Source organism: Dysgonomonas sp. BGC7 (genome assembly GCF_001261735.1).
Lineage (GTDB): Bacteria > Bacteroidota > Bacteroidia > Bacteroidales > Dysgonomonadaceae > Dysgonomonas.
Window position 1 is genome coordinate 22,760 of sequence record NZ_CVRP01000007.1, and the last position, 20,815, is coordinate 43,574.

Sequence of the window (20,815 nt, forward strand, 5' to 3'; positions counted from 1 at the left end):
AGAGATATCGAAAGGAATGCTTATTCAGTAAAACACAAGAATCAAATTATTTTGTAATATAATGACATTAACACCCTTAACCTCTATCTCGCCTATAGATGGACGTTATCGTAGTAAAACAGAAAAACTAGCAGATTATTTTTCAGAATATGCGCTTATAAAATATCGGGTACTGGTAGAAGTAGAGTATTTTATTGCACTATGTGAGTTGCCTCTACCTCAATTGGAGAATATTGATAAGGCTGTTTTCCCTAAACTGAGAAATATTATCTCTGATTTTTCAGAGCAAGATGCAATCCGTATCAAGGATACTGAAAAGATAACGAACCACGATGTAAAGGCTGTAGAGTATTTTATCAAAGAAAAATTTGAAGAGTTAAGTCTGCACGAGTATAAGGAATTTATCCATTTCGGATTAACTTCACAAGATATAAATAATACTTCTATTCCATTGTCTTTGAAAGATGCTTTGGTAGAAGTGTATTATCCTATGCTCGAAGAGCTTATATCTTCACTGAAAGCTAAGGCTGAAGAATGGAGCGATATTCCTATGCTTGCCAAAACGCATGGGCAACCGGCATCTCCTACTCGGTTGGGTAAGGAGATTATGGTTTTTGTAAGTCGTCTCGAAGGGCAGTTGGCTCTATTGAAGACTATACCGTTATCGGCGAAATTTGGAGGGGCTACAGGCAATTATAATGCACATAATGTAGCATATCCTTCTTATGATTGGAAAAAGTTTGGTAATGAATTCGTAGAAAAAAATCTGGGACTTGTAAGAGAGCAATGGACTACGCAGATTTCTAACTATGATAATCTGGCTGCAATATTCGATGGTTTGAAACGTATTGATACCATAATGATAGATCTCAATCGTGATTTTTGGCAATACATCTCAATGGAATATTTTAAGCAAAGGATCAAAGAAGGAGAGATAGGTTCGTCCGCTATGCCTCACAAGGTGAATCCGATAGATTTTGAGAATGCTGAAGGTAATTTGGGTATAGCTAATGCTATACTCGAGCATCTTGCTTCCAAACTGCCTGTTTCGCGTCTACAAAGAGATCTGACAGATTCTACTGTACTTCGTAATGTTGGTGTCCCTTTCGGGCATATTGTTATAGCGTTACAGAGTACGCAGAAAGGTTTGGATAAATTATTATTGAATAAAGAAGAACTTTATAGCGATCTAGATAATTGTTGGGCTGTTGTCGCTGAAGGTATACAGACGATTTTGCGTCGAGAAGGATACCCGAAGCCTTACGAAGCTCTGAAAGCGCTGACTCGTACCAATAATACAATTACGGCTGATTCTATAGCCGGATTTATTAATGGGCTAGATGTAAGTGAAGATGTGAAAAGTGAATTAAGAAAGATTACACCTCATTCTTATACAGGTGTATAAAGGAATGTGTAACCGCGAGGTTATTTAATTAAAGTATTTGTATATTTTTTATTTAAAAAAACAAAAAAATGGTGACAGACAAAGGAAATGATAGGGAAAGCCGAGAGGGCCACTCATCATCAGAAAACAACAATGGATCAGAGCCTGTAAAGAAAAAGCGTGCCCGTGTAGGGGATTTGCGCAAACAGGCCTATGATGTGAATCCGGAACGCGGAAGAGAAAGGAACCCTTACAGATCTAATGATGGAGGAGACAGAGATGACAGGCAAGATAGGCCGTCATATAATAACCAAGATCGACCAAGAAGCTATGAAAGACGAGATGACGGAGAACGTCGTTCGTACAACAGCCAGCCTCGTACAACAGGAAATAGAGGAGGATATGGAGACGACAATAGAGGAGGAGGTTACTCCAACAATCGTGGCGAAGGAGGTTATTCTAATAACCGCGGAGGCGGTGGGTACTCAAATAATCGCGGAGGCAGTGGATACTCAAATAACCGTAGTGAAGGAGGCTATTCTAACAACAGAGGCGGAGGCTATTCTAACTATTCGGGAGGTGGAGATAATCGCTCGTATGGAAATAACAGAGGTGGAGGATATGATAATCGTCGTCCATCAGGAGGACAACACTCTGGCGGATCAAGGTCTTTTGATGGTGTGAAAAAACTGGTTAAGCCTGTAAAATATAAAGAGAATATAGATCCAAGTACTCCTTTACGTTTAAATAAATATCTGGCAAATGCCGGAGTCTGTTCACGTCGCGAGGCTGATGCATTTATTACATCAGGAGTGGTAAAAGTAAACGGAGAGGTTGTAGACCAATTAGGCGCTAAAGTAACCCGTGGCGACATGGTGACATTTAAAGATCAGCCGGTGCGGTTAGAGAGCAAAGTATATGTGCTTCTGAATAAGCCTAAGAATTGTGTTACAACGTCAGATGATCCTCAAAATCGTTTGACAGTAATGGACTTAGTGAAAAATGCTTGTCCCGAACGCATCTATCCGGTAGGACGTCTTGATAGAAATACAACAGGTGTATTATTGCTTACTAATGACGGCGATTTAGCATCTAAGTTGATGCACCCTAAGTTTAAGAAAAAGAAAATCTATCAGGTTACTCTTGATCGTGATGTAGCTATTGAGGATATGCAGACTATCGCTGATGGTGTAGAATTAGACGATGGAGAAATCCATGCGGATTCTATCGCTTATCAGGCAGAAGATGTGCTTAATGTAGTTGGTATAGAAATACACTCGGGACGTAATCGTATCGTACGCCGTATATTTGAAAAACTTGGATATCAGGTGATGAAATTAGACCGCGTATATTTTGCCGGACTTACAAAGAAAAATGTACTTCGTGGAAAATGGCGCTATCTGACAGAAAAAGAAGTAAACATGCTTCGTATGGGAGCTTTTGAATAAAAAAGGAAAAAATATAGATATAAAGATGGAGAGTATTCGCAGAACAAAGATTGTGGATCTATTTAAAGATCCCAAGTTTGGAACTACTGTAGATGTTAAAGGATGGGTTCGTACCATTCGTGGTAACAAATATGTGAATTTTATTCACCTCAATGATGGTTCTACTATTCATAATCTTCAAATTGTAGCAGATGTTCAGAAGTTTGGAGATGACTTTTTTAAGCCAATCACAACAGGGGCCTGTATTCATGTAATAGGTACTTTAGTAGAATCGCAAGGTAAGGGACAGAGCGCCGAAATTCAGGCAGATAGTATCGAAATATACGGAACTGCCGATCCGGAGACATATCCTTTGCAAAAGAAAGGTCATTCCCTTGAGTTTCTTAGAGAAATTGCATATTTACGGCCACGTACAAATACATTTGGGGCAATATTTCGTATACGCCATCATATGTCTTATGCTATACATAAGTATTTCAACGATAACGGCTTCTTCTATTTTCATACACCTATAGTAACGGCTTCTGATGCTGAAGGTGCCGGCTCTATGTTTCAGGTTACTACTCTTGACTTAAATAATGTTTCTAGAAACGAAGAAGGAAAAGTTGATTATACCGAAGATTTCTTCGGCAGTCAGACCAATTTGACAGTTTCAGGTCAGTTGGAGGGTGAGCTTGGGGCAATGGCTCTTGGTGCTATTTACACATTTGGACCTACTTTCAGAGCTGAGAATTCCAATACGCCACGACACTTGGCTGAGTTTTGGATGATAGAGCCTGAAGTTGCTTTTTATGATATCCAGGATAATATGAATTTAGCAGAGGATTTTCTTAAATATCTGATTCGATATGCTTTAGAGCATTGCAAAGACGATATAGAATTCCTTGGCGAACATTTCGATAAAGAACTTGTAGATCGTTTGAACTTTGTGATTGCAAATGATTTTGTTCGGCTTACTTACACAGAAGGTGTGGAAATACTGGAGAAAAGTGGACATAAGTTCGAATTCCCTGTATATTGGGGAGCAGACCTTCAGTCAGAACATGAACGCTATTTGGTAGAAAACCATTTCAAGCGTCCTGTTATTCTTACCGACTATCCTAAAGAGATCAAATCTTTCTATATGAAGCAAAACGAAGATGGGAAGACTGTTCGTGGGATGGATGTTCTTTTTCCGAAAATTGGAGAGATAATCGGAGGTTCGGAACGTGAGGTTGATTATGATAAATTGGTAGGGCGTACTAAAGAATTAAATATGAATACAGATCCTATATGGTGGTATATGGAAACCCGTAAATTCGGAACAGCACCACATTCCGGGTTTGGTTTAGGTTTCGAACGTCTGATACTGTTTATTACTGGTATGGCGAATATTCGCGATGTGATACCTTTTCCTCGCACACCAAATAATGCAGAGTTCTAAAATACAATAACTGAATATAGGAAAGCAGTAGGGTAAGCCTTACTGCTTTTTTGTTTAAAGATAATTTATATTGCTTGTATATCTTTATCTTTGAAAAGAATTATCTTTATCAGAGAATTAAATGTATTTGTTGGTAAAACTTACGGAAAGTAACAATATGAAAGTTGATGAAATTGTGTTACTTTTGTCACCTTTTAGTTAAAAAGAGAAACAGTATATTTAGAAATGATTAAACAACAAGTAGATATAAAAGACGGAAGGAATGGTTATATGGATAGGGTATATAAGTGTTTCGAAGACCTCTCCTATTCTATTACAAATAATCCTAACGGGTTAAAAGTGTTATGGGCTATTATGGTCGTAGCTTCTTTCTCTTCTATTTTGTTTTTGAATATATTGACACCTCTTATCTCCGACGATTTTGCCTATCTGTTTATTTATAATGAGAATGTGAGAGTAGAATCAATAGGAGATATAATACAGTCTCAGATCAATCATTATTACCTGTGGGGAGGACGTAGTGTAGTTCATTTTATTGCGCAGGTGTTACTGTTATTGCCTCCTTGTATTGCCGATATTCTCAATTCGCTTATATATATAGGATATGTATTTCTTATTTATTGGCATGTAAAAGGAAATGGTAAAAATAGTGTTTCTCTATTCATGTTTATCAATCTTACGGTTTGGTTCTTTCAGCCTGTTTTGGGAGATACCGTTTTTTGGATTACCGGTTCAGCAAATTATTTGTGGGGAACTTTCTTTATATTGCTATTCTTATTGCCATTTCGCCTTTATAGAGATAGAAAGATAAATGTAGCCTCTAACATTATTATTTCGGTAGGAATGTTTATTCTTGGTATAATTGCCGGTTGGACCAACGAGAATACAGCAGGGGCAATGATTCTCATAGCTTTCTTGTATATGTTTTATTTTTGTCGTAAGAAGTGGCTTATGCCTATTTGGGGTTATTGTGGTATAGTCGGCGCTATTATTGGGTTTGCTGTAATGATACTAGCTCCCGGAAATTTTGAAAGAGCAGGAGAGGGGGGGCTTAGCTTCTTTTTACTAGCCTATCGGGTCTTTAATGCTACTTTGACTTTTTTTTACTACTGCGGCCCTCTTATTATGGTCTGTGTTGTAGTATTTATCCTGTCTTATCATTACAATAAGAATAGGGAGGGCGAAGTGAAAGATACTTTGGTACGTACGCTTATTTATTATATAGCAGCTGTGGCGGCTGTGTATGCTATGTTATTGTCTCCTACGTTCCCAAGAAGAGCCTTGTTCGGGGTTGTTTCATTTTTAATTATAGGGGTAGGTATATTGGTTTATACTATTGATTATAGTAATCGTTTCTTGAGACAAATAAGAAATTCAGTATTGATTATTGGCACAATAGGGTTCTTCTTTACATTTTATCTGGCTTCAAAAGAAATTAATACATATAGGCAAATTCTTTTAGAAAGAAACATCCTTATAGAAAATACAATAGAATCGGGCGGAAATTACTGCGAATTTGAACGTTACGATGGAGGTATTTATATACATGGGGAAGATCCGTTCTCCGAAAAACTGATGAGTAGATATTATGGAATAACTATAAAATTGAAATAGAATATCAGAAGATATCTATTCCCATAAGTGATCCTGTTATTATACCAGCCACGCCCAAACCTATTAAAAGAAGTCCTATTATTCGATTGAATATTTGTAGTCCTCTCGGGTTAAATCTTGTTCTCAGTTTATTCACTATATATGTAACAAGTAGCCACCAAAGGAATGCCCCTATTCCGATGAAGAAAATAGTGATGAGGTCATAACCAAAAGGCTTTTCTGAATCTATCACATTGAACCGTGCAAATAGGGCTATGTATAAAAATAAAGTGGCTATATTAGATATGGTGAGTATAAATGAAGAAATGAACACTTTCCAGAATGAAGTAGTTTTCTCTTTTAGTTTAGTAAGGTTCTTTGAGGGGTTTTTATTGAATACAAAGTATCCGAATACGATCAAGACTATACTTCCTACAACCTTTAATGGACCTTCATGCTGTTGTATAAATTCGGTACTGAATCCTAAGCCCAAGGCAGCAATAATAGCTAGTAGTGCTATGACCATGTCGCCTACAACAGCACCAATACCAGTGAATAGTCCGTGCTTTTTTCCCTCGTTGAGGGTTCGCTGAATACACAGCATTCCCACAGGTCCCATAGGGGCGGAAGATAAAAAACCAATAAATAATCCTTTTATAATGATATATACCATCAACCTATTTTTTCAGCAACTGCTTTTTCAAGGTATGAAATAGTTTTATACAAAAACAGACGCATATAGAGTCACAAAGATAACATCAAAATCCCATAAAATGGTACGATGAATAGTAAAAGGGAAAGAGTCGTTAAGTATTTTTAATTTAACAGATCTATTCTGTTAACTAAATTACACTGATTTGCCAAACTCTATAGCTATAGGAGAATGTAAAAAAATACACAGTCAAAGATTCTCTTTAGAGAGAGTAATACTTTGACTGTGTACTTTATGTTTAATAATGATTCTTGTCTGTCTTATTTTCGACTATTATATTGGCTGAATATAAGAGACATTCTCATGTTTTCTGTGTCGGTTCTCAATATAGCAGATGTTGGAGCCATCATATTGTATATGTCTGCAACGATCGGATTGGAAGAAGTTGAAGATTCTGAATAAGAGACAGATATAGGAATTAGCAGATAATGCAAATCCGGTAGCTGTTCCTGATCTTTAAATTTGTCTGTATAGTAATTTACTATAGTTGCTATATTGCCTAAATTATAGGTGTTGTTAGATGTAGTTCTGTCAATCTTAAAACTTGTAAGATTATCATACTTCTTCCTGTTGAAGAAGAAATTAGGTAGTGAATCTTTATTTATCAGAAGTAGACTCGACGGTCGGGCAAGCCCAGACTTTGTTTCTTCTTCTGTATACCCTTTTATTTTCAGTGCAGCTGAGTTTATAGTAAAGCTTTGGTTATTGTTCATTTTCTTTTTAGCTGCATCTTTTATCTCTTGCAATGGAATTGTAATTTGAGTGTATACTCCTGCCGGAGTTTTCAAATAAGTCTTCGTGTCCTTATCTTCTTTTAGCTTTTCCAGCACTGATGCCGAATTTTTAATGCGGTTCATCTGAATTACTTCCGGAGTTACAGGTAAATTGAATTTACCGACTACAGCAGAGTCTCCTGTATTTGCATTGTTTCTTATATGATAAGTGTAATAGATATTCAAGTCGGTAGCTGCGGTATTAATAATGCTGCCTGTACCAAAATTAGTAGTGACGTATACTCCTTTGAAGAACTCTTTCAAGGTTTCAGAGTTTGTAAATGTACCTTTGTTCTCTGACCATTCTTTATAGAATCTCTTTCCTAACTTTACATCTAGCTCTGTAGATAATTGCTTAACATAAGTGCTCGAATATGATACATAGGGTAGATCTTTAATCGTATAAATACTTTGACCTAAAACCTTAGTCATATCACAATATTTTTCAGGATTTATGTTTGTGAAGAAAAATGGTTTCAAAGAAGACGTTACTTCATAAACAGAAACCCCCATAGGGGAAATCGTGTCTCCCAGAAAAGATGAGAATTTTGTATCTAAAAATACTGAATCTATTGTAATAGGTGTGTCTTCTTCTGATGTATTTTGTTCGAAATAAGCATTCTTGCAATAGAATTCACATAGATAATCTGACTTTATTTTGCCAAATATCGGATCTATATATTCACCGAGGATCCCATAGACGGTACGTGCATATATAGAATCGTCGAATAATACGGTTTCTGCCTTGATAGTTAGGGTATCTGCTCCTACCGATATACCATCTCCGTCAGGTTGTATGCTTAATCCGGTGCTGTTCAGATCGTCATTACAAGCTATAAAGATGATCGAAAGTGAGGCTATTGCCAGCGTTAAAAGAGTTTTAATTTTCATTCAAATTAATGTTAAATCAATTTTAGGGCTCAAATATCCCAAAAAATACGGCTTACAAAGAATAAAACAGTATTTTTCTGATTTTATTTTAGATACTTTAAAGATTCTGGTAAAAATTATTGATAGCATCTACAGATTCTTCTACTCCGCCGTTGTATGGTAAATAGTTTTTCCCCGATTTATTAACGTAGTCTAGTACGTTTTTATTTATTTCCGGTTCACATTGAATTACCCCATCAGCGTATTTAACGGCAAAGTTAGAAAGTGTTTCGAAATCTACAACATCTTTTAAGTCTGAGAGGCTTTTATCCTTTATCCCATCAAACTTAAGTTTGTCAAGAAAGCCTTTGTCGAAAGGTTGCTTAAAGTCATCGTTGTATAAGGAATATACTACTTTCGAATTTTTGAAGCAGGGATCGTCTGCATAAGCAGTTTTTATATACAGTCCGGTCAGAGCTGTCATCCATCCATGACAATCTATAACATCCGGTATCCATCTTAATTTCTTTATTGTTTCCAATACTCCGCGTACATAGAATATGCTTCGTTCGTCATTGTCGGCGAACTCAACACCTTTATCATCAGCAACGGCATGTTTCCTTTTGAAATAATCATCATTGTCGATAAAGTATATTTGCATTCTAGCTGCCTGAATAGAAGCTACTTTTATGATTAGAGGGTGATCTGTGTCATCAATGATAAGGTTCATTCCCGAAAGGCGGATTACTTCATGTAATTGATTCCTTCTTTCGTTTATGTTTCCAAATTTTGGCATGAAGGTTCTTATTTCCTGGCCTTTTTCCTGTATAGCTTGTGGCAAGTATCTGCAATTTATTGAAATTGGTGACTCTGGTAAATAAGGAGTGATCTCCTGCGTAATGTATAAAATCTTTTTCGTACTCATTTATTTATTTCTCGATTATTCCATTATATATTTGGACGTACAAAGATAATAAAAAAAAATCTTGTTTTTTGCAAACTTTACCTCTCAAAATCTAGTGTTTACTCTTTTTTAGAGCTTTGGTGTTTGTGTTGTCGTAATATTTTCGTTAAATTTTGAAACAAAAAGAAACTATTGTTTCGAGTTTCCACAAATATTTAGTTGCTTTGTATCCGCTTTTATTATATAGATAAATGATCTTAGTAAAAACAGCAAAAGAGGTGCAAAGTGTTGTTGCATCTTTGCATCTGGAAGGTAAAACAATAGGCTTTGTTCCTACAATGGGGGCTTTGCATGAAGGGCACCTGTCCCTGGTAAAACAATGTATTGCAGATAATAATGCTTGCGTTGTCAGTATTTTTGTCAATCCCACACAGTTTAATAACAAAGAAGATTTAGAGAAGTATCCAAGAACTCTCGATCGTGATTGTGAACTACTTAGTAAAGCTGGGGTGGATATTGTATTTGCACCCGGAGTGGAAGATGTTTATCCGGAGCCTGATATGCGGCAATTCGATTTCGGACAGATTGATAAAGTGATGGAGGGTGTACATCGTCCCGGACACTTCAATGGAGTGGCACAGGTTGTCAGTCGTCTGTTTGATATAGTTAAACCGGATAAAGCATATTTTGGACAAAAAGACTTTCAACAGTTGGCTATAATAAGAGCTATGGTAAAACAACTGGGTTTACCTGTTCAGATAGTTCCTATGCCAATAATGCGTGAGGCTAGCGGTCTGGCGCTGAGTAGCAGAAACGAACGTCTGACAAATGATCAAAAGGAGATTGCTGTTAATATATCCAAGGTGCTTTTCGAAAGCCGTGAATGGATGGCAGATTGTACTGTAGAAGAAGTTGTCGAAAAAGTAGTAAGTAAACTGAACTCTATTGAAGAATTAGAAGTCGAATATTATGAAATTGTAGATGGATATACACTACAGTCTCTTGCCAATTGGAATTCTTCTTATGTCGTGGGTTGTATTGCTGTTTATTGTGGCAATGTTCGTTTGATTGATAATGTAGTATATAAGGCGAATAGCTAAAATAGGAAATAAAAGTATGATAATAGAAGTTGTAAAATCAAAGTTGCATCGTGTCACTGTAACTGAAGCCAACTTAAACTACATAGGTAGTATCACGATAGACGAAGACCTGATGGACGCTGTAAACCTGATAGAAGGGGAAAAAGTGCAGATCGTAAACAACAATAATGGCGAACGTTTAGAGACCTATATTATAAAAGGCGAGCGTGGTTCTGGTGCTATATGCCTGAATGGTGCTGCCGCCCGTAAAGTTCAGCCGGGGGATATTGTCATAATAATGTCGTATGCTCAGATGGACTTTGAAAAAGCTAAAAAGTTTAAACCTTGGGTAGCTTTTCCTGATACAAAAACAAATAAACTGATTAAATAAAACTATACATCTAACCTGCTGATAACTGCTGGTTGGTAGTTATTAGCTCATATTATGCATTCATATTCGTATAAAGATATATGGAGGGTAAGTGTTCCCATCATGCTGGGATTGCTCGCTCAAAATATTGTTCAACTTACCGGAACTTTTTTTCTTGGTCATGTTTCCGATCCTAGTCAGCCGGGTATAGCAGGTATATACCAAAGTGCTTCCGGATTGGCAGGTATCTATTATGTGGCTATATTCACCATTTGCTTTGGATTTAGTATTGGTGGACAGATTATGATTAGTCGCCGTAATGGTGAAAAGAATTATGATAAGATAGGAAGCATTGTGATACAGGGTATTATTTTTCTTCAGATTTTTGCTCTCATTCTTTTCTTTCTGTCTGGCTTTTTAGCAGACAACGTTCTGTCAATGTTCATGAAATCTCCCAAGATTTATGCGGCCACAGAGGCTTATCTCTCGTGGCGAGTTTATGGTTTCTTTTTTGCTGCCATCAATGTCATGTTCAGGGCTTTTTATGTTGGAATAGCTCGAACAAAGGTTCTTACGTTCAATGCTATTGCAATGGCAGTTATAAATGTAATAGGTGACTATTTACTCATATTCGGTAATTTGGGTTTTCCTAAACTGGGTATTGAGGGTGCGGCGATTGCCGCGGTGTTGTCAGAGATTGCTTCTGTATTGTTTTTTGCGATATACACATTTGCTACTATCGACTTTAAGAAATATGGATTTGTAAAAATGAGATTTAAGATGTCGATAATAAAAAGTATTCTTAATATCTCATCGTTCACTATGTTGCAATACCTGATTTCGATGTCAACATGGTTTGTCTTCTTTGTTGCTGTTGAGCAACACTCCGAAGATGCTCTTAAAATTACAAATCTGGTTCGAAGCCTCTATCTTGTATATTTTATTCCAATGAATGCTTTAGCTACTACGGCTAACACATTGGTGGGTAACACAATGGGGATGGGAAATATAAAGGGGGTTATACCGCTTGTCAAGCGGATATGTGTGCTTAATCTGGCTATTATTCTTGTTATGGTTGTAGCTACGCTCGTTTCACCCGAATTTTGGATATCTATTATTGCACCCAGAGATGAAGTTTCTATTATAGCAGATACGGTCTTGCCTCTTATTGTATTGCTGTTTTCTCTACCAATATCTTCTCTAAGTATTGTTATATTTAGTTCTATATCGGGAACCGGCAATACGAGGGCCGCACTTATTCTTGAGATGATCACAATGGTTATATATATACTGGCTATGTTTTGGATTGTAATCTATAAACAGATGTCTGTGGCTTGGTGTTGGACTGTAGAATATTTTTATTGGGGACCTCTGCTTGTCTTTTCTATTATATATCTTTCACGTGCCAAATGGCAAAATAAAAGGATATAAGGGTTGTAGGTAAAATCGGAGATTATAGTTTTAAATAGAAGTCTTTGACCAATTCTGTGAATTCATCAGAATAAATATGACGGCTTTCTTCTATTGTAAGACTATTCTCTTGAATAGAGGTTTGGTTTTTTGATATCTCTAGTAGAATGCGTTTAGGTTGAGAGCTTGATGTTGGATAAACATTCGTTGCTTTATTTATAAACAGGTTATTCAGTTTTGCTATGTCAAGTATTGCTCTTTTGTATTCGTAAGGATATATCAAGGATAGTTTACCATTGTTGTTGAGTAGCTTAGCGGATGCTTTTAGTAAGTCATTTATACTCAAAGTGTCGTCGTGTCTGGCCAAAGATCTTTGGTTGTCAGGTGATTTTAAGGATTCTGCGAAAAAAGGAGGGTTTGAGACTATGATATCATATTTCTTCTCGTATTTCTCAGCAAATTCCTGTACGGAGCATTGAGTGCATTTTATCTGAGTCGCAAAAGGAGAGTTTTTTATATTGTCTTTTGCTTGGGCTATAGCATCTATCTCAATGTCAATAGCATCTATAGTGATATTGCTATTTCTCTGAGCTATCATTAATGAGATTAGTCCCGTGCCTGTGCCTATGTCTAAAGCTGTTTTTGCATCAGAAATATCTGTCCATGCACCTAGTAGTACACCGTCTGTACCTACTTTCATTGCACAACGATCATGATAAACTGTAAACTGTTTGAAATGGAAAAACGGATTTGGCATATAAGCAGAACTATTTGTCTGTTTTTAATGGCACGAATTTTGTTATATTAAAGCAAAGTTAGTTATAATTCTGTACTTTTACAGTCCTTTAAAATATAAAGGATAGAATCCAATAAAAGAGGATAAAGATTATGTTTAATAAAAAGAATGGATTACTCAGTGTCGAAGAAGGTGGTGAACCGGTTATCTCTATTATTACCAACGATTTCGATGACGGAGATTGTTATATAAATGAAAAAGATTTGAAAGAAGATTTACCTATTTTGCCTCTTCGCAATACGGTAATCTTTCCGGGTACAAGTATGCCGATATCAATAGCCCGTAAGAAATCTTTAAAATTGATAAAAGCGGTAAATCGTCAGAAAGGGAAGTATGTAGGTCTTGTCTGCCAAAAAGAAGCAGAAAACGAAGACCCGGACATGAACGATCTGTATTCAATCGGAGTTATCGGTGAAATTATCAGAGTGATAGAATTGCCCGATGATGAAAATGTGACAGTCATTTTTCAAGGAAAAAAACGCTTTCGACTGACAGAACTGACACAAGCTGATCCGTATCTGAAAGGACATTTTGAAATAAAAGAAACAACTCCTGTGCAGAAAGCTGATACAGAGTATAAGGCTTTGATGGACTCGATACGAGATCTAATGATTCAGATGCTACGCATGTATGGAGAGCCGCCAAAAGAATTTATACAACGGCTGAAATCTGATTTGGTTTCGCCTCTGTTGGTAAATTACTGTTGTGCAAACTTACCGGTGTCAGGAGCAGAAAAACAGTCATTGCTGGATGTAGACGATGATAAGGAACGGGCTTACCGTCTGTTAGTAGTTCTCAACCGTGAGACTCAGATGATGGAGATGAAACTCAATATCCAGATGAAGACTCGTGAAGAGTTGAATCAACAACAGAAAGAGTATTTCTTGCAGCAACAGATTAAGACTATTCAGGATGAGCTCGGGGGTAACCCGCAGCAGGCAGATGTTGATGATCTGTGGTTGCGTGCCGAAAAAAAGAAATGGAGCGGAGATGTGGCAAAAGTATTCGAAAAAGAAATACATAAGCTGGAACGTTTGCATCCTCAATCTCCTGATTATTCGACACAGTTTACTTATCTGGAGACTCTTCTCGATTTGCCATGGGGAGAATATACCAAAGATAACTTCAACCTGAAAAATGCACAGAAAGTGCTGGATCAGGATCATTTCGGATTGGAAAAGGTAAAAGAACGTATAATAGAGCATTTAGCAGTTCTTAAGCTAAAAGGTGATTTGAAATCTCCTATAATCTGTCTGTATGGACCTCCCGGAGTAGGGAAAACGTCATTGGGCAAATCTATAGCAAAGGCTTTGAATCGAAACTATGTTCGGGTATCGTTCGGAGGGCTTCATGACGAGTCGGAAATAAGGGGGCATCGGCGCACATATATTGGGGCAATGCCGGGTCGTATAATACAAAATATACAGAAGGTTGGTTCTTCAAATCCTGTATTTGTTTTAGATGAAATAGATAAGATCGGAAACGATTTTAAAGGAGATCCGTCTTCTGCATTATTAGAAGTGCTCGATCCTGAACAGAATTTCGCATTCCATGACAATTATCTTAATATAGATTATGATTTGTCGAAAGTGATGTTTATAGCCACTGCGAATAATCTGTCTACAATATCGCAACCTCTGCTCGATCGTATGGAGCTTATAGACGTTAGCGGTTATATAATAGAAGAGAAAGTAGAGATAGCCCGTCGTCATTTAATTCCAAAACAGTTGGAAAATCATGGACTAAATAAGGATGTGATAGAGATTCCTAAGAAAACGCTGGAGAAAATCGTCGAAAATTATACCCGCGAATCGGGAGTGCGTGAGCTGGATAAGAAAGTCGCAAAAATAATGCGTAAGGTTGCTCGTAAGGTTGCCTCAGAGGAAGTATATAAAAAGATAATGGAGGTCGAAGACTTACACGAATATCTGGGAGCTGTAGAATATACCAGAGATCAATATCAAGGTAATGGTTATGCGGGTGTTGTTACGGGCTTAGCTTGGACTTCGGTCGGGGGAGAGATCTTGTTTATAGAAACATCTCTGAGTAAAGGTAAAGGAGGAAAACTTACTCTTACCGGTAATCTGGGTGATGTGATGAAGGAGTCTGCTGTGCTGGCTTTAGAATATATACGTTCCCATAATAATGTATTGAGCATAGATGAAAAGGTATTTGATAATTGGAATGTTCATGTGCATGTACCGGAAGGTGCTATACCAAAAGATGGCCCTTCGGCAGGTATTACAATGATTACCTCTCTTGCGTCAGCATTTACCCAACGTAAGGTAAAAGCAAATTTGGCAATGACAGGAGAAATCACGTTGCGAGGAAAGGTTCTTCCTGTAGGAGGAATCCGTGAAAAAATACTGGCCGCCAAACGTGCAGGTATCAAAGAAATTATCTTGTGTAAAGAGAATAGAAAAAATATAGAAGAGATTAAACCTCTTTATCTGAAAGGGTTGACATTCCATTATGTAGATGATATAACTCAAGTACTCGATATTGCTTTGTTGAAAGAGAAAGTGAAACATCCGCTCAACTTAGATATTAAAGAAGAGAAACAAGAGAAAGGTAATTGATAAATAATAATGAGTGCAAATCCTAAAATTTGCACTCATTTGTTTAAAACAAATTATGTACATTTGTACCACTTATGGAGAATGAGAAAAAAATAGAGGGAATCTTTTCTGTTATCAATAAATATGCAATGTACTACGGACTATTGTTGGGTGCATTTTGGGTATTCAGATACTTGTTTTTTATTGTAGCAGGAGCAGGTGTGTCCGATAGATTTTTGTTCTTGTTTTATCTTCTGAATATAGGGACATTGCTTTTGATGTATGTCTTCTTCAATAAATTTAAATTCTTGGATGAGAGTAAGCCTAAAGGAGCAATATATTGTATTTTCTTTATGGTGTTGATGAGTTTCTATGCCTCTTTTCTTGAGGGAGCTATAATGTATGCTCATTTCAAGTTTATTGATCCTGCTTATTTTTCTAGTTTGGTATCGACTTCATTGAAGGCTATTGAAGCTACTCCCCGGATGGGTACTGATGAGGCTCAGTATGCCATGGTAAAAGAAATTGTAGGATCTATATATTCTAGTAAGTTTATTTATATAGCCATCGAATTCGTGAAAAATATAATTCTAGGTTTATTTCTGGGTGTTATACTTAACTTTGTTGTTGCTAACGTAAAAAAGAGCTCGTGAAACATGGATATATCTGTTGTAATACCTTTGCTGAATGAAGAAGAGTCTCTTCCTGAACTATATAATTGGATAGTTCGTGTAATGGAAGAGAATGACTTTTCTTACGAGATTATATTCGTTGATGATGGCAGTACTGATAATTCATGGAATGTCATAAAAGGGCTGCAAGAGTCTTCCTCGAATGTAAAAGCAATACGTTTTCGTCGCAATTACGGTAAATCACCAGCTCTTTACTGTGCCTTTCAGAAAGCGCAAGGTGATGTTGTAATAACAATGGATGCCGACATGCAGGACAGTCCTGATGAAATACCTGAATTGTACAGAATGATAAAGGAAGAAGGCTATGATCTTGTTTCGGGATGGAAGAAGAAACGTTACGATCCCCTGTCTAAAACTATTCCTACAAAGATATTTAATGCAACTGCCCGTAAAGTATCGGGTGTGAAGTTGCACGATTTTAATTGTGGACTAAAGTCATATCGCAACGATGTTGTCAAAAATATAGAGGTGTATAATGACATGCACCGATATATTCCCTATTTAGCTAAGATTGCGGGGTTTAATAAGATCGGAGAGAAGGTTGTACAACATAGAGCCCGTAAGTATGGAAAAAGCAAATTTGGATTGAGTCGTTTTGTCAATGGTTATCTCGACTTGATGACACTTTGGTTTCTGTCTGTTTTTGGACGTAAGCCCATGCACTTTTTTGGGCTGTGGGGGTCTGTTATGTTTTTGCTTGGGTTTATATCCGCTGCTCTTGTCGGTGCAAATAAGCTATATGCTATTAGTCAGGGAATACCACATCCTTTAGTTACTAATTCTCCATATTTCTATATGTCATTGACTTTGATGATATTGGGTACGCAACTGTTTCTGGCTGGTTTCCTCGGAGAGATTACCTCCCGAAGTTCGTCAAGCAGGAATGATTATAAGATAGAGGAAGAACTATAAACTATATATGCCGATACTAAAATATCGGCTTTTTTGTAATTGTAAGATCAACTATGAATTTGAAAGAACTTATTGAGGAACGTTATTCAGTAAGAGCTTATTTGCCCCAATCGGTAGAACGGGAGAAAATAGAGTATATTCTCGAATGTGCCAGATTGGCACCCTCAGCATCTAATAACCAACCTTGGAAATTTTATGTGGTGAGAGATAGCGCTGCAATGTCGAAGCTCTATGAATCGTACCACCGCGAGTGGTTCAGGACAGCACCGATGGCTATTGTTGTATGTAAAGATACATCTGCATCGTGGAAACGTACAGCGTCGGATGGAAAAGATCATTCTGATATAGATGCGGCGATTGCCTCAGAACATATCTGTCTGGCAGCAGCGTCAATAGGCTTGGGCACATGCTGGATTTGTAACTTCAACCCCGAGATGGTTTCTTCGATATTAAGCTTGCCTGCACATATAGAACCTATTGCGATATTCCCTATTGGTTATGTAGATACTACAAAGGGTACATCTCCGATCAAGAGGCGTAAGGGTATTGCAGAAATTACGGAATGGATATGATTCAAATGATTGTTCTAGCGATAGGTCTGTCTATGGATAGCCTTATTATTGCTCTAACGAGTGGAGCTATAATAGGAAATCATAATACAGTAAATATTCTTAAAATAGCCGGAATGTTGGCTTTCATCCAGATGTCTCTTACTGTTTTCGGTTGGTTTATTGGTTCTACATTTGCTCAGTATATTGCAGACTTCGACCATTGGCTTGCATTTGGCATTTTGTTCTTTCTCGGAGCTAAAGTCATAATTTCGAGTATGAAAGAAGAGGAAAGTGCCCCTTTCAATCCTTTAAGTTTTAAGGTTATGCTAGGCTTGGCCATTGCTACCAGTATAGACGCTACGGCTGTCGGATTGTCATTGTCTCTAGTAGGAAGAGAAGTGTTGTCTCCGGCTATTCTTATTGGTTTGGTCACTTTTATAGTTTCTTCTATGGGTATTATTTTTGGATGTAAAGTCGGACAAAGATACAACCTAAGGATAAATATTTTAGGTGGCATAATACTAATAGTCATAGGTTGTAGCATCTTGCTAGAACACACTATTTTCAATGCGGGTACCATTGCCCTTCTATAGAGTGATATAATATAAGATACATTGTCTTTGGTTTATAATAATAAAGGTTTGTTAAATATAAAAAATAAGATAACCAATTTCCTTTAATTGGCGTTATATTTGATATAGATAAACTAGAACAATTAAAATGCACATAAAATGAGTCTTATATTCTTTATTATATTTGCAGTGATGATATTGGGAGTAATGATGTTGCTCTCAGTTATTAAGGGAGTAGCTTCGCTCATTTTTCGCAGGCCGTCTTCTTCTTATAATGCTGCATCGGGAAATCAATACAGGTCATCAACAAGCCGAGGAGATAGTAACTCAGCCGGTGAATCTAAAAAAGTGTTCTCAAAGAATGAAGGAGAATATGTGTCTTATGAGGAGATTAAAGATTGACGAGTAGACTAATATATTAAAATATTATTAGGGCGATATGGTATTATAACTATATCGCCCTTTTTCTTCTCTTCTTATAAAAGGCTCGCTGCGTCTTCGTCCAGGAACCAGTATAAATATCCTTTTTTAGGATTTACTTTTGCCGCAGGATACTTGTCTATGAGAGATTTTCTATCCTTTATTATCTCTCTTACTTTTTCTGCCTTGTTCTTACCTGTTGCTAGAAAAATGACATATTGGGCATTGTTGACAACACGTCCACTGATGCTTACGCGTTGCATGCCTGTTTCAGGGTGTTCTGCTACAACGCAAATATCTTTACTGTCCCATAGCCCAATCTGATTGGGGAAAATAGAAACTGTGTGTCCATCGTCGCCCAGCCCAAGCATAACTATCTCAAAGCTAGGTATGTCCATCCGTTGCATAAGCTTGCTGCTTAGTATTTTGCTATACCAAAGAGCTTCTTCTTCAGGTTCATTTTCACCATGTATTCTGTATATATTATTATTTGGAATATTTGGAACTTTATCAAATAAATGATCCTTTGTCATTCCAAAGTTGTTCATTACATTTTCCGGAGGTACACACCTTTCATCACCCCAGAAAAATGAAATACGATTCCAGTCTAATGTGTCTTTACAATGCTCTGCCCAATAATCGAATATTACCTTTGGGGTAGTTCCTCCTGACAGAGCCAGGTTTACATGTGGATATACATTCATTAGTTTCTTTAAAAACTCGGTAAATCCTTTACTTAGATCTGTAGGATCCTGAAAAATCTTAATTTCTTCTTTTATCATAATTCACAATATATTCCATCATCAGATAGGTTTTTGCATGGGTATCTCCACGTAAGCCCCTTGCCTTCTATAAGGTCGTCGGCACAGTTCGGGCCCCACGATCCGGCAGGATAGCCATGCAACGGCGCGTCAGGATTTTTATCCCAGAAGTCGATTAGAGGTTGAACGAATTTCCATGTAGCTTCTAAAGCATCTCCCCTGATATATAAGGTTGAGTCTCCTGTCATGCAGTCGAGCAGAAGCCTTTCGTACGCTTCGGGAAGATAGGTGTCTGTGAGTTGAGAGTAATGAAAATCCATGTTTACATTTTTTACCTGATATCCGCTGCCCGGTACTTTCATCTTTGTTTTTAACAATATACCTTCGTCAGGCTGTATTCTCAGCACCAACTGATTTTCGTCATTGTTGAGGTCTACACTCTGAGGGAAGAGCTTTTGCGGAGCCGGCTTGAAGTGTATTACGACTTCTGATACCCGCGTTGGTAAGCGTTTGCCTGTACGTATATAGAAAGGTACATCGCCCCACCGCCAGTTGTCGATAAACAGTTTCATGGCGAGGTAAGTTTCTGTTCTCGAATCAGGGTTTACGTCTTTTTCCTCTCTGTATCCTTTTGCGTATTTACCTTTTATATTCGATGCAGTATACTGCCCTCGTATAATATTCTTAAAGAGGTCTTCGTCAGACATTGGTCTCAAAGCCTGAAATACCTTGAGCTTCTCGTTGCGGATAGATACTGAATCTATAGACATTGGAGGCTCCATTGCAACAAGGGCTACTATCTGTAGCAAGTGGTTTTGAACCATATCTCGCAGTGCTCCCGAATGGTCATAATAGCCACCTCTGTTTTCTACACCAATACTTTCAGCCGCAGTTATTTCTACGTGTTGAATATAATTTCTGTTCCAGAGAGGTTCGTATATTCCGTTTGCAAAACGGGTGACCAACATATTCTGTACAGTTTCTTTACCTAAATAATGATCTATCCGATAGATTTGTTCTTCCTCGTAGTTCTCTAAGAGGGAAGCATTTAGGTCTATAGCCGATTTTAGGTCTGTACCAAACGGTTTTTCTATAATGATACGTCTAAACCCTTTATCTTCATTGTTCAGTCCTTGCTCTGCTAAGAATTTGGGGATAAGTTGATATAAGGAAGGGGGGGTGGAAAGGTAAAAAATGTAATTACCGGCAGTGTTTTCTTCCTTATCCAGCCCGTCGAGCCGATCTTTCAACTTAGAATATTCTTTACCATCGTCAGTATTTATAGACAGATAGTGAAGCTTTTGGCAGAATGTATTCAGTTCTTCGTCAGAAGCATCCTTTGCTGTTGCAAATTGCCTGATACCGTCTTTCATCTTTTCGCGGAAAGAGTCGTCATTAAATGCACTGCGAGCTACTCCCAATACAGCAAAGTTTGACGGTAATGCCTCTTGTTTATACAGGTCGAATACCGCGGGAATAAGTTTTCTATATGTTAGATCTCCCGAAGCTCCGAAAATTATCAGAGCCAGATCCTGTGTTGCTTTTGATTTCATTGAATCCTCCTAAGCATCTTCAACAGAGTGAAGT

At 37.4% G+C, this 20,815-nt stretch carries 19 protein-coding genes; 13 read left to right on the plus strand and 6 right to left on the minus strand.

Annotated elements, in window-relative coordinates; all coding sequences use genetic code 11:
- Positions 1-61: 61 nt before the first annotated feature.
- The 4 genes from purB (at position 62) to BGC7_RS05290 (ending at position 5,869) form a co-directional block, all read left to right on the plus strand.
- Positions 62-1,405 (plus strand): adenylosuccinate lyase, encoded by a 1,344-nt coding sequence (purB, locus tag BGC7_RS05275; protein WP_050700528.1) that lies wholly within the window; start codon positions 62-64, stop codon positions 1,403-1,405.
- Positions 1,406-1,473: 68 nt separating this feature from the next.
- Complete coding sequence (locus BGC7_RS05280) at positions 1,474-2,832, plus strand: pseudouridine synthase (RefSeq protein ID WP_050700529.1); 1,359 nt, start codon at positions 1,474-1,476, stop codon at positions 2,830-2,832.
- Between the two features lie 25 nt (positions 2,833-2,857).
- Positions 2,858-4,255 carry an asparagine--tRNA ligase gene (asnS, locus tag BGC7_RS05285; protein ID WP_050701046.1) on the plus strand — a complete coding sequence of 466 codons (1,398 nt, stop codon included), beginning with the start codon at positions 2,858-2,860 and terminating at the stop codon, positions 4,253-4,255.
- A 225-nt stretch (positions 4,256-4,480) separates the two neighbouring features.
- Positions 4,481-5,869 (plus strand): DUF3329 domain-containing protein, encoded by a 1,389-nt coding sequence (locus BGC7_RS05290; RefSeq protein ID WP_050700530.1) that lies wholly within the window; start codon positions 4,481-4,483, stop codon positions 5,867-5,869.
- A 4-nt stretch (positions 5,870-5,873) separates the two neighbouring features.
- Here the strand turns inward: BGC7_RS05290 and BGC7_RS05295 are convergent, their stop codons facing one another.
- The 3 genes from BGC7_RS05295 to BGC7_RS05305 form a co-directional block, all read right to left on the minus strand.
- Positions 5,874-6,521, minus strand: coding sequence for a LysE family translocator (locus BGC7_RS05295; protein WP_050700531.1), 648 nt, complete (start codon positions 6,519-6,521; stop codon positions 5,874-5,876).
- A 299-nt stretch (positions 6,522-6,820) separates the two neighbouring features.
- The gene (locus tag BGC7_RS05300; protein ID WP_050700532.1) at positions 6,821-8,224 is read right to left on the minus strand and encodes a DUF4270 domain-containing protein; all 1,404 of its coding nucleotides are present in this window, start codon (positions 8,222-8,224) and stop codon (positions 6,821-6,823) included.
- A gap of 97 nt (positions 8,225-8,321) precedes the next feature.
- Positions 8,322-9,128, minus strand: a complete 807-nt coding sequence (locus tag BGC7_RS05305; protein ID WP_050700533.1) for a glycogen/starch synthase — start codon at positions 9,126-9,128, stop codon at positions 8,322-8,324.
- A gap of 230 nt (positions 9,129-9,358) precedes the next feature.
- On the opposite strand from BGC7_RS05305, the gene panC reads away from it, so the two are divergent.
- The 3 genes from panC to BGC7_RS05320 are packed head-to-tail and all read left to right on the plus strand — an operon-like array spanning position 9,359 to position 11,987.
- Positions 9,359-10,207 (plus strand): pantoate--beta-alanine ligase, encoded by an 849-nt coding sequence (gene panC / locus BGC7_RS05310; protein ID WP_050700534.1) that lies wholly within the window; start codon positions 9,359-9,361, stop codon positions 10,205-10,207.
- A gap of 16 nt (positions 10,208-10,223) precedes the next feature.
- Positions 10,224-10,577, plus strand: coding sequence for an aspartate 1-decarboxylase (panD, locus tag BGC7_RS05315; protein WP_050700535.1), 354 nt, complete (start codon positions 10,224-10,226; stop codon positions 10,575-10,577).
- A gap of 54 nt (positions 10,578-10,631) precedes the next feature.
- Positions 10,632-11,987: an MATE family efflux transporter gene (locus tag BGC7_RS05320; RefSeq protein ID WP_050700536.1), complete on the plus strand. Its 1,356-nt coding sequence runs from the start codon at positions 10,632-10,634 to the stop codon at positions 11,985-11,987.
- Positions 11,988-12,009: 22 nt separating this feature from the next.
- On the opposite strand, the gene BGC7_RS05325 is transcribed toward BGC7_RS05320, so the two are convergent.
- Positions 12,010-12,723, minus strand: coding sequence for a tRNA1(Val) (adenine(37)-N6)-methyltransferase (locus tag BGC7_RS05325; protein WP_050700537.1), 714 nt, complete (start codon positions 12,721-12,723; stop codon positions 12,010-12,012).
- A 131-nt stretch (positions 12,724-12,854) separates the two neighbouring features.
- On the opposite strand from BGC7_RS05325, the gene lon reads away from it, so the two are divergent.
- From lon to BGC7_RS05355, 6 genes are all read left to right on the plus strand, one after another.
- Positions 12,855-15,341: an endopeptidase La gene (gene lon / locus BGC7_RS05330; protein WP_050700538.1), complete on the plus strand. Its 2,487-nt coding sequence runs from the start codon at positions 12,855-12,857 to the stop codon at positions 15,339-15,341.
- Positions 15,342-15,415: 74 nt separating this feature from the next.
- Positions 15,416-15,973, plus strand: coding sequence for a DUF4199 domain-containing protein (locus tag BGC7_RS05335; RefSeq protein WP_050700539.1), 558 nt, complete (start codon positions 15,416-15,418; stop codon positions 15,971-15,973).
- Positions 15,974-15,976: 3 nt separating this feature from the next.
- Complete coding sequence (locus tag BGC7_RS05340) at positions 15,977-16,924, plus strand: glycosyltransferase family 2 protein (protein ID WP_050700540.1); 948 nt, start codon at positions 15,977-15,979, stop codon at positions 16,922-16,924.
- 53 nt (positions 16,925-16,977) lie between these two features.
- Entirely contained in the window at positions 16,978-17,496 is a 519-nt protein-coding gene (locus BGC7_RS05345) for a nitroreductase family protein (RefSeq protein WP_050700541.1), read from the plus strand.
- Complete coding sequence (locus BGC7_RS05350; protein ID WP_082206555.1) at positions 17,493-18,068, plus strand: manganese efflux pump MntP; 576 nt, start codon at positions 17,493-17,495, stop codon at positions 18,066-18,068. The genes BGC7_RS05345 and BGC7_RS05350 overlap by 4 nt, the downstream gene beginning before the upstream one ends.
- Before the next feature lie 138 nt (positions 18,069-18,206).
- Positions 18,207-18,449 (plus strand): DUF4834 family protein, encoded by a 243-nt coding sequence (locus tag BGC7_RS05355; RefSeq protein WP_050700543.1) that lies wholly within the window; start codon positions 18,207-18,209, stop codon positions 18,447-18,449.
- A gap of 74 nt (positions 18,450-18,523) precedes the next feature.
- Here BGC7_RS05355 and pgl read toward each other — a convergent pair whose 3' ends face one another.
- Positions 18,524-19,249 carry a 6-phosphogluconolactonase gene (pgl, locus tag BGC7_RS05360; protein WP_050700544.1) on the minus strand — a complete coding sequence of 242 codons (726 nt, stop codon included), beginning with the start codon at positions 19,247-19,249 and terminating at the stop codon, positions 18,524-18,526.
- Complete coding sequence (zwf, locus tag BGC7_RS05365; protein ID WP_050700545.1) at positions 19,246-20,781, minus strand: glucose-6-phosphate dehydrogenase; 1,536 nt, start codon at positions 20,779-20,781, stop codon at positions 19,246-19,248. The genes pgl and zwf overlap by 4 nt, the downstream gene beginning before the upstream one ends.
- Between the last annotated feature and the right edge of the window lie 34 nt (positions 20,782-20,815).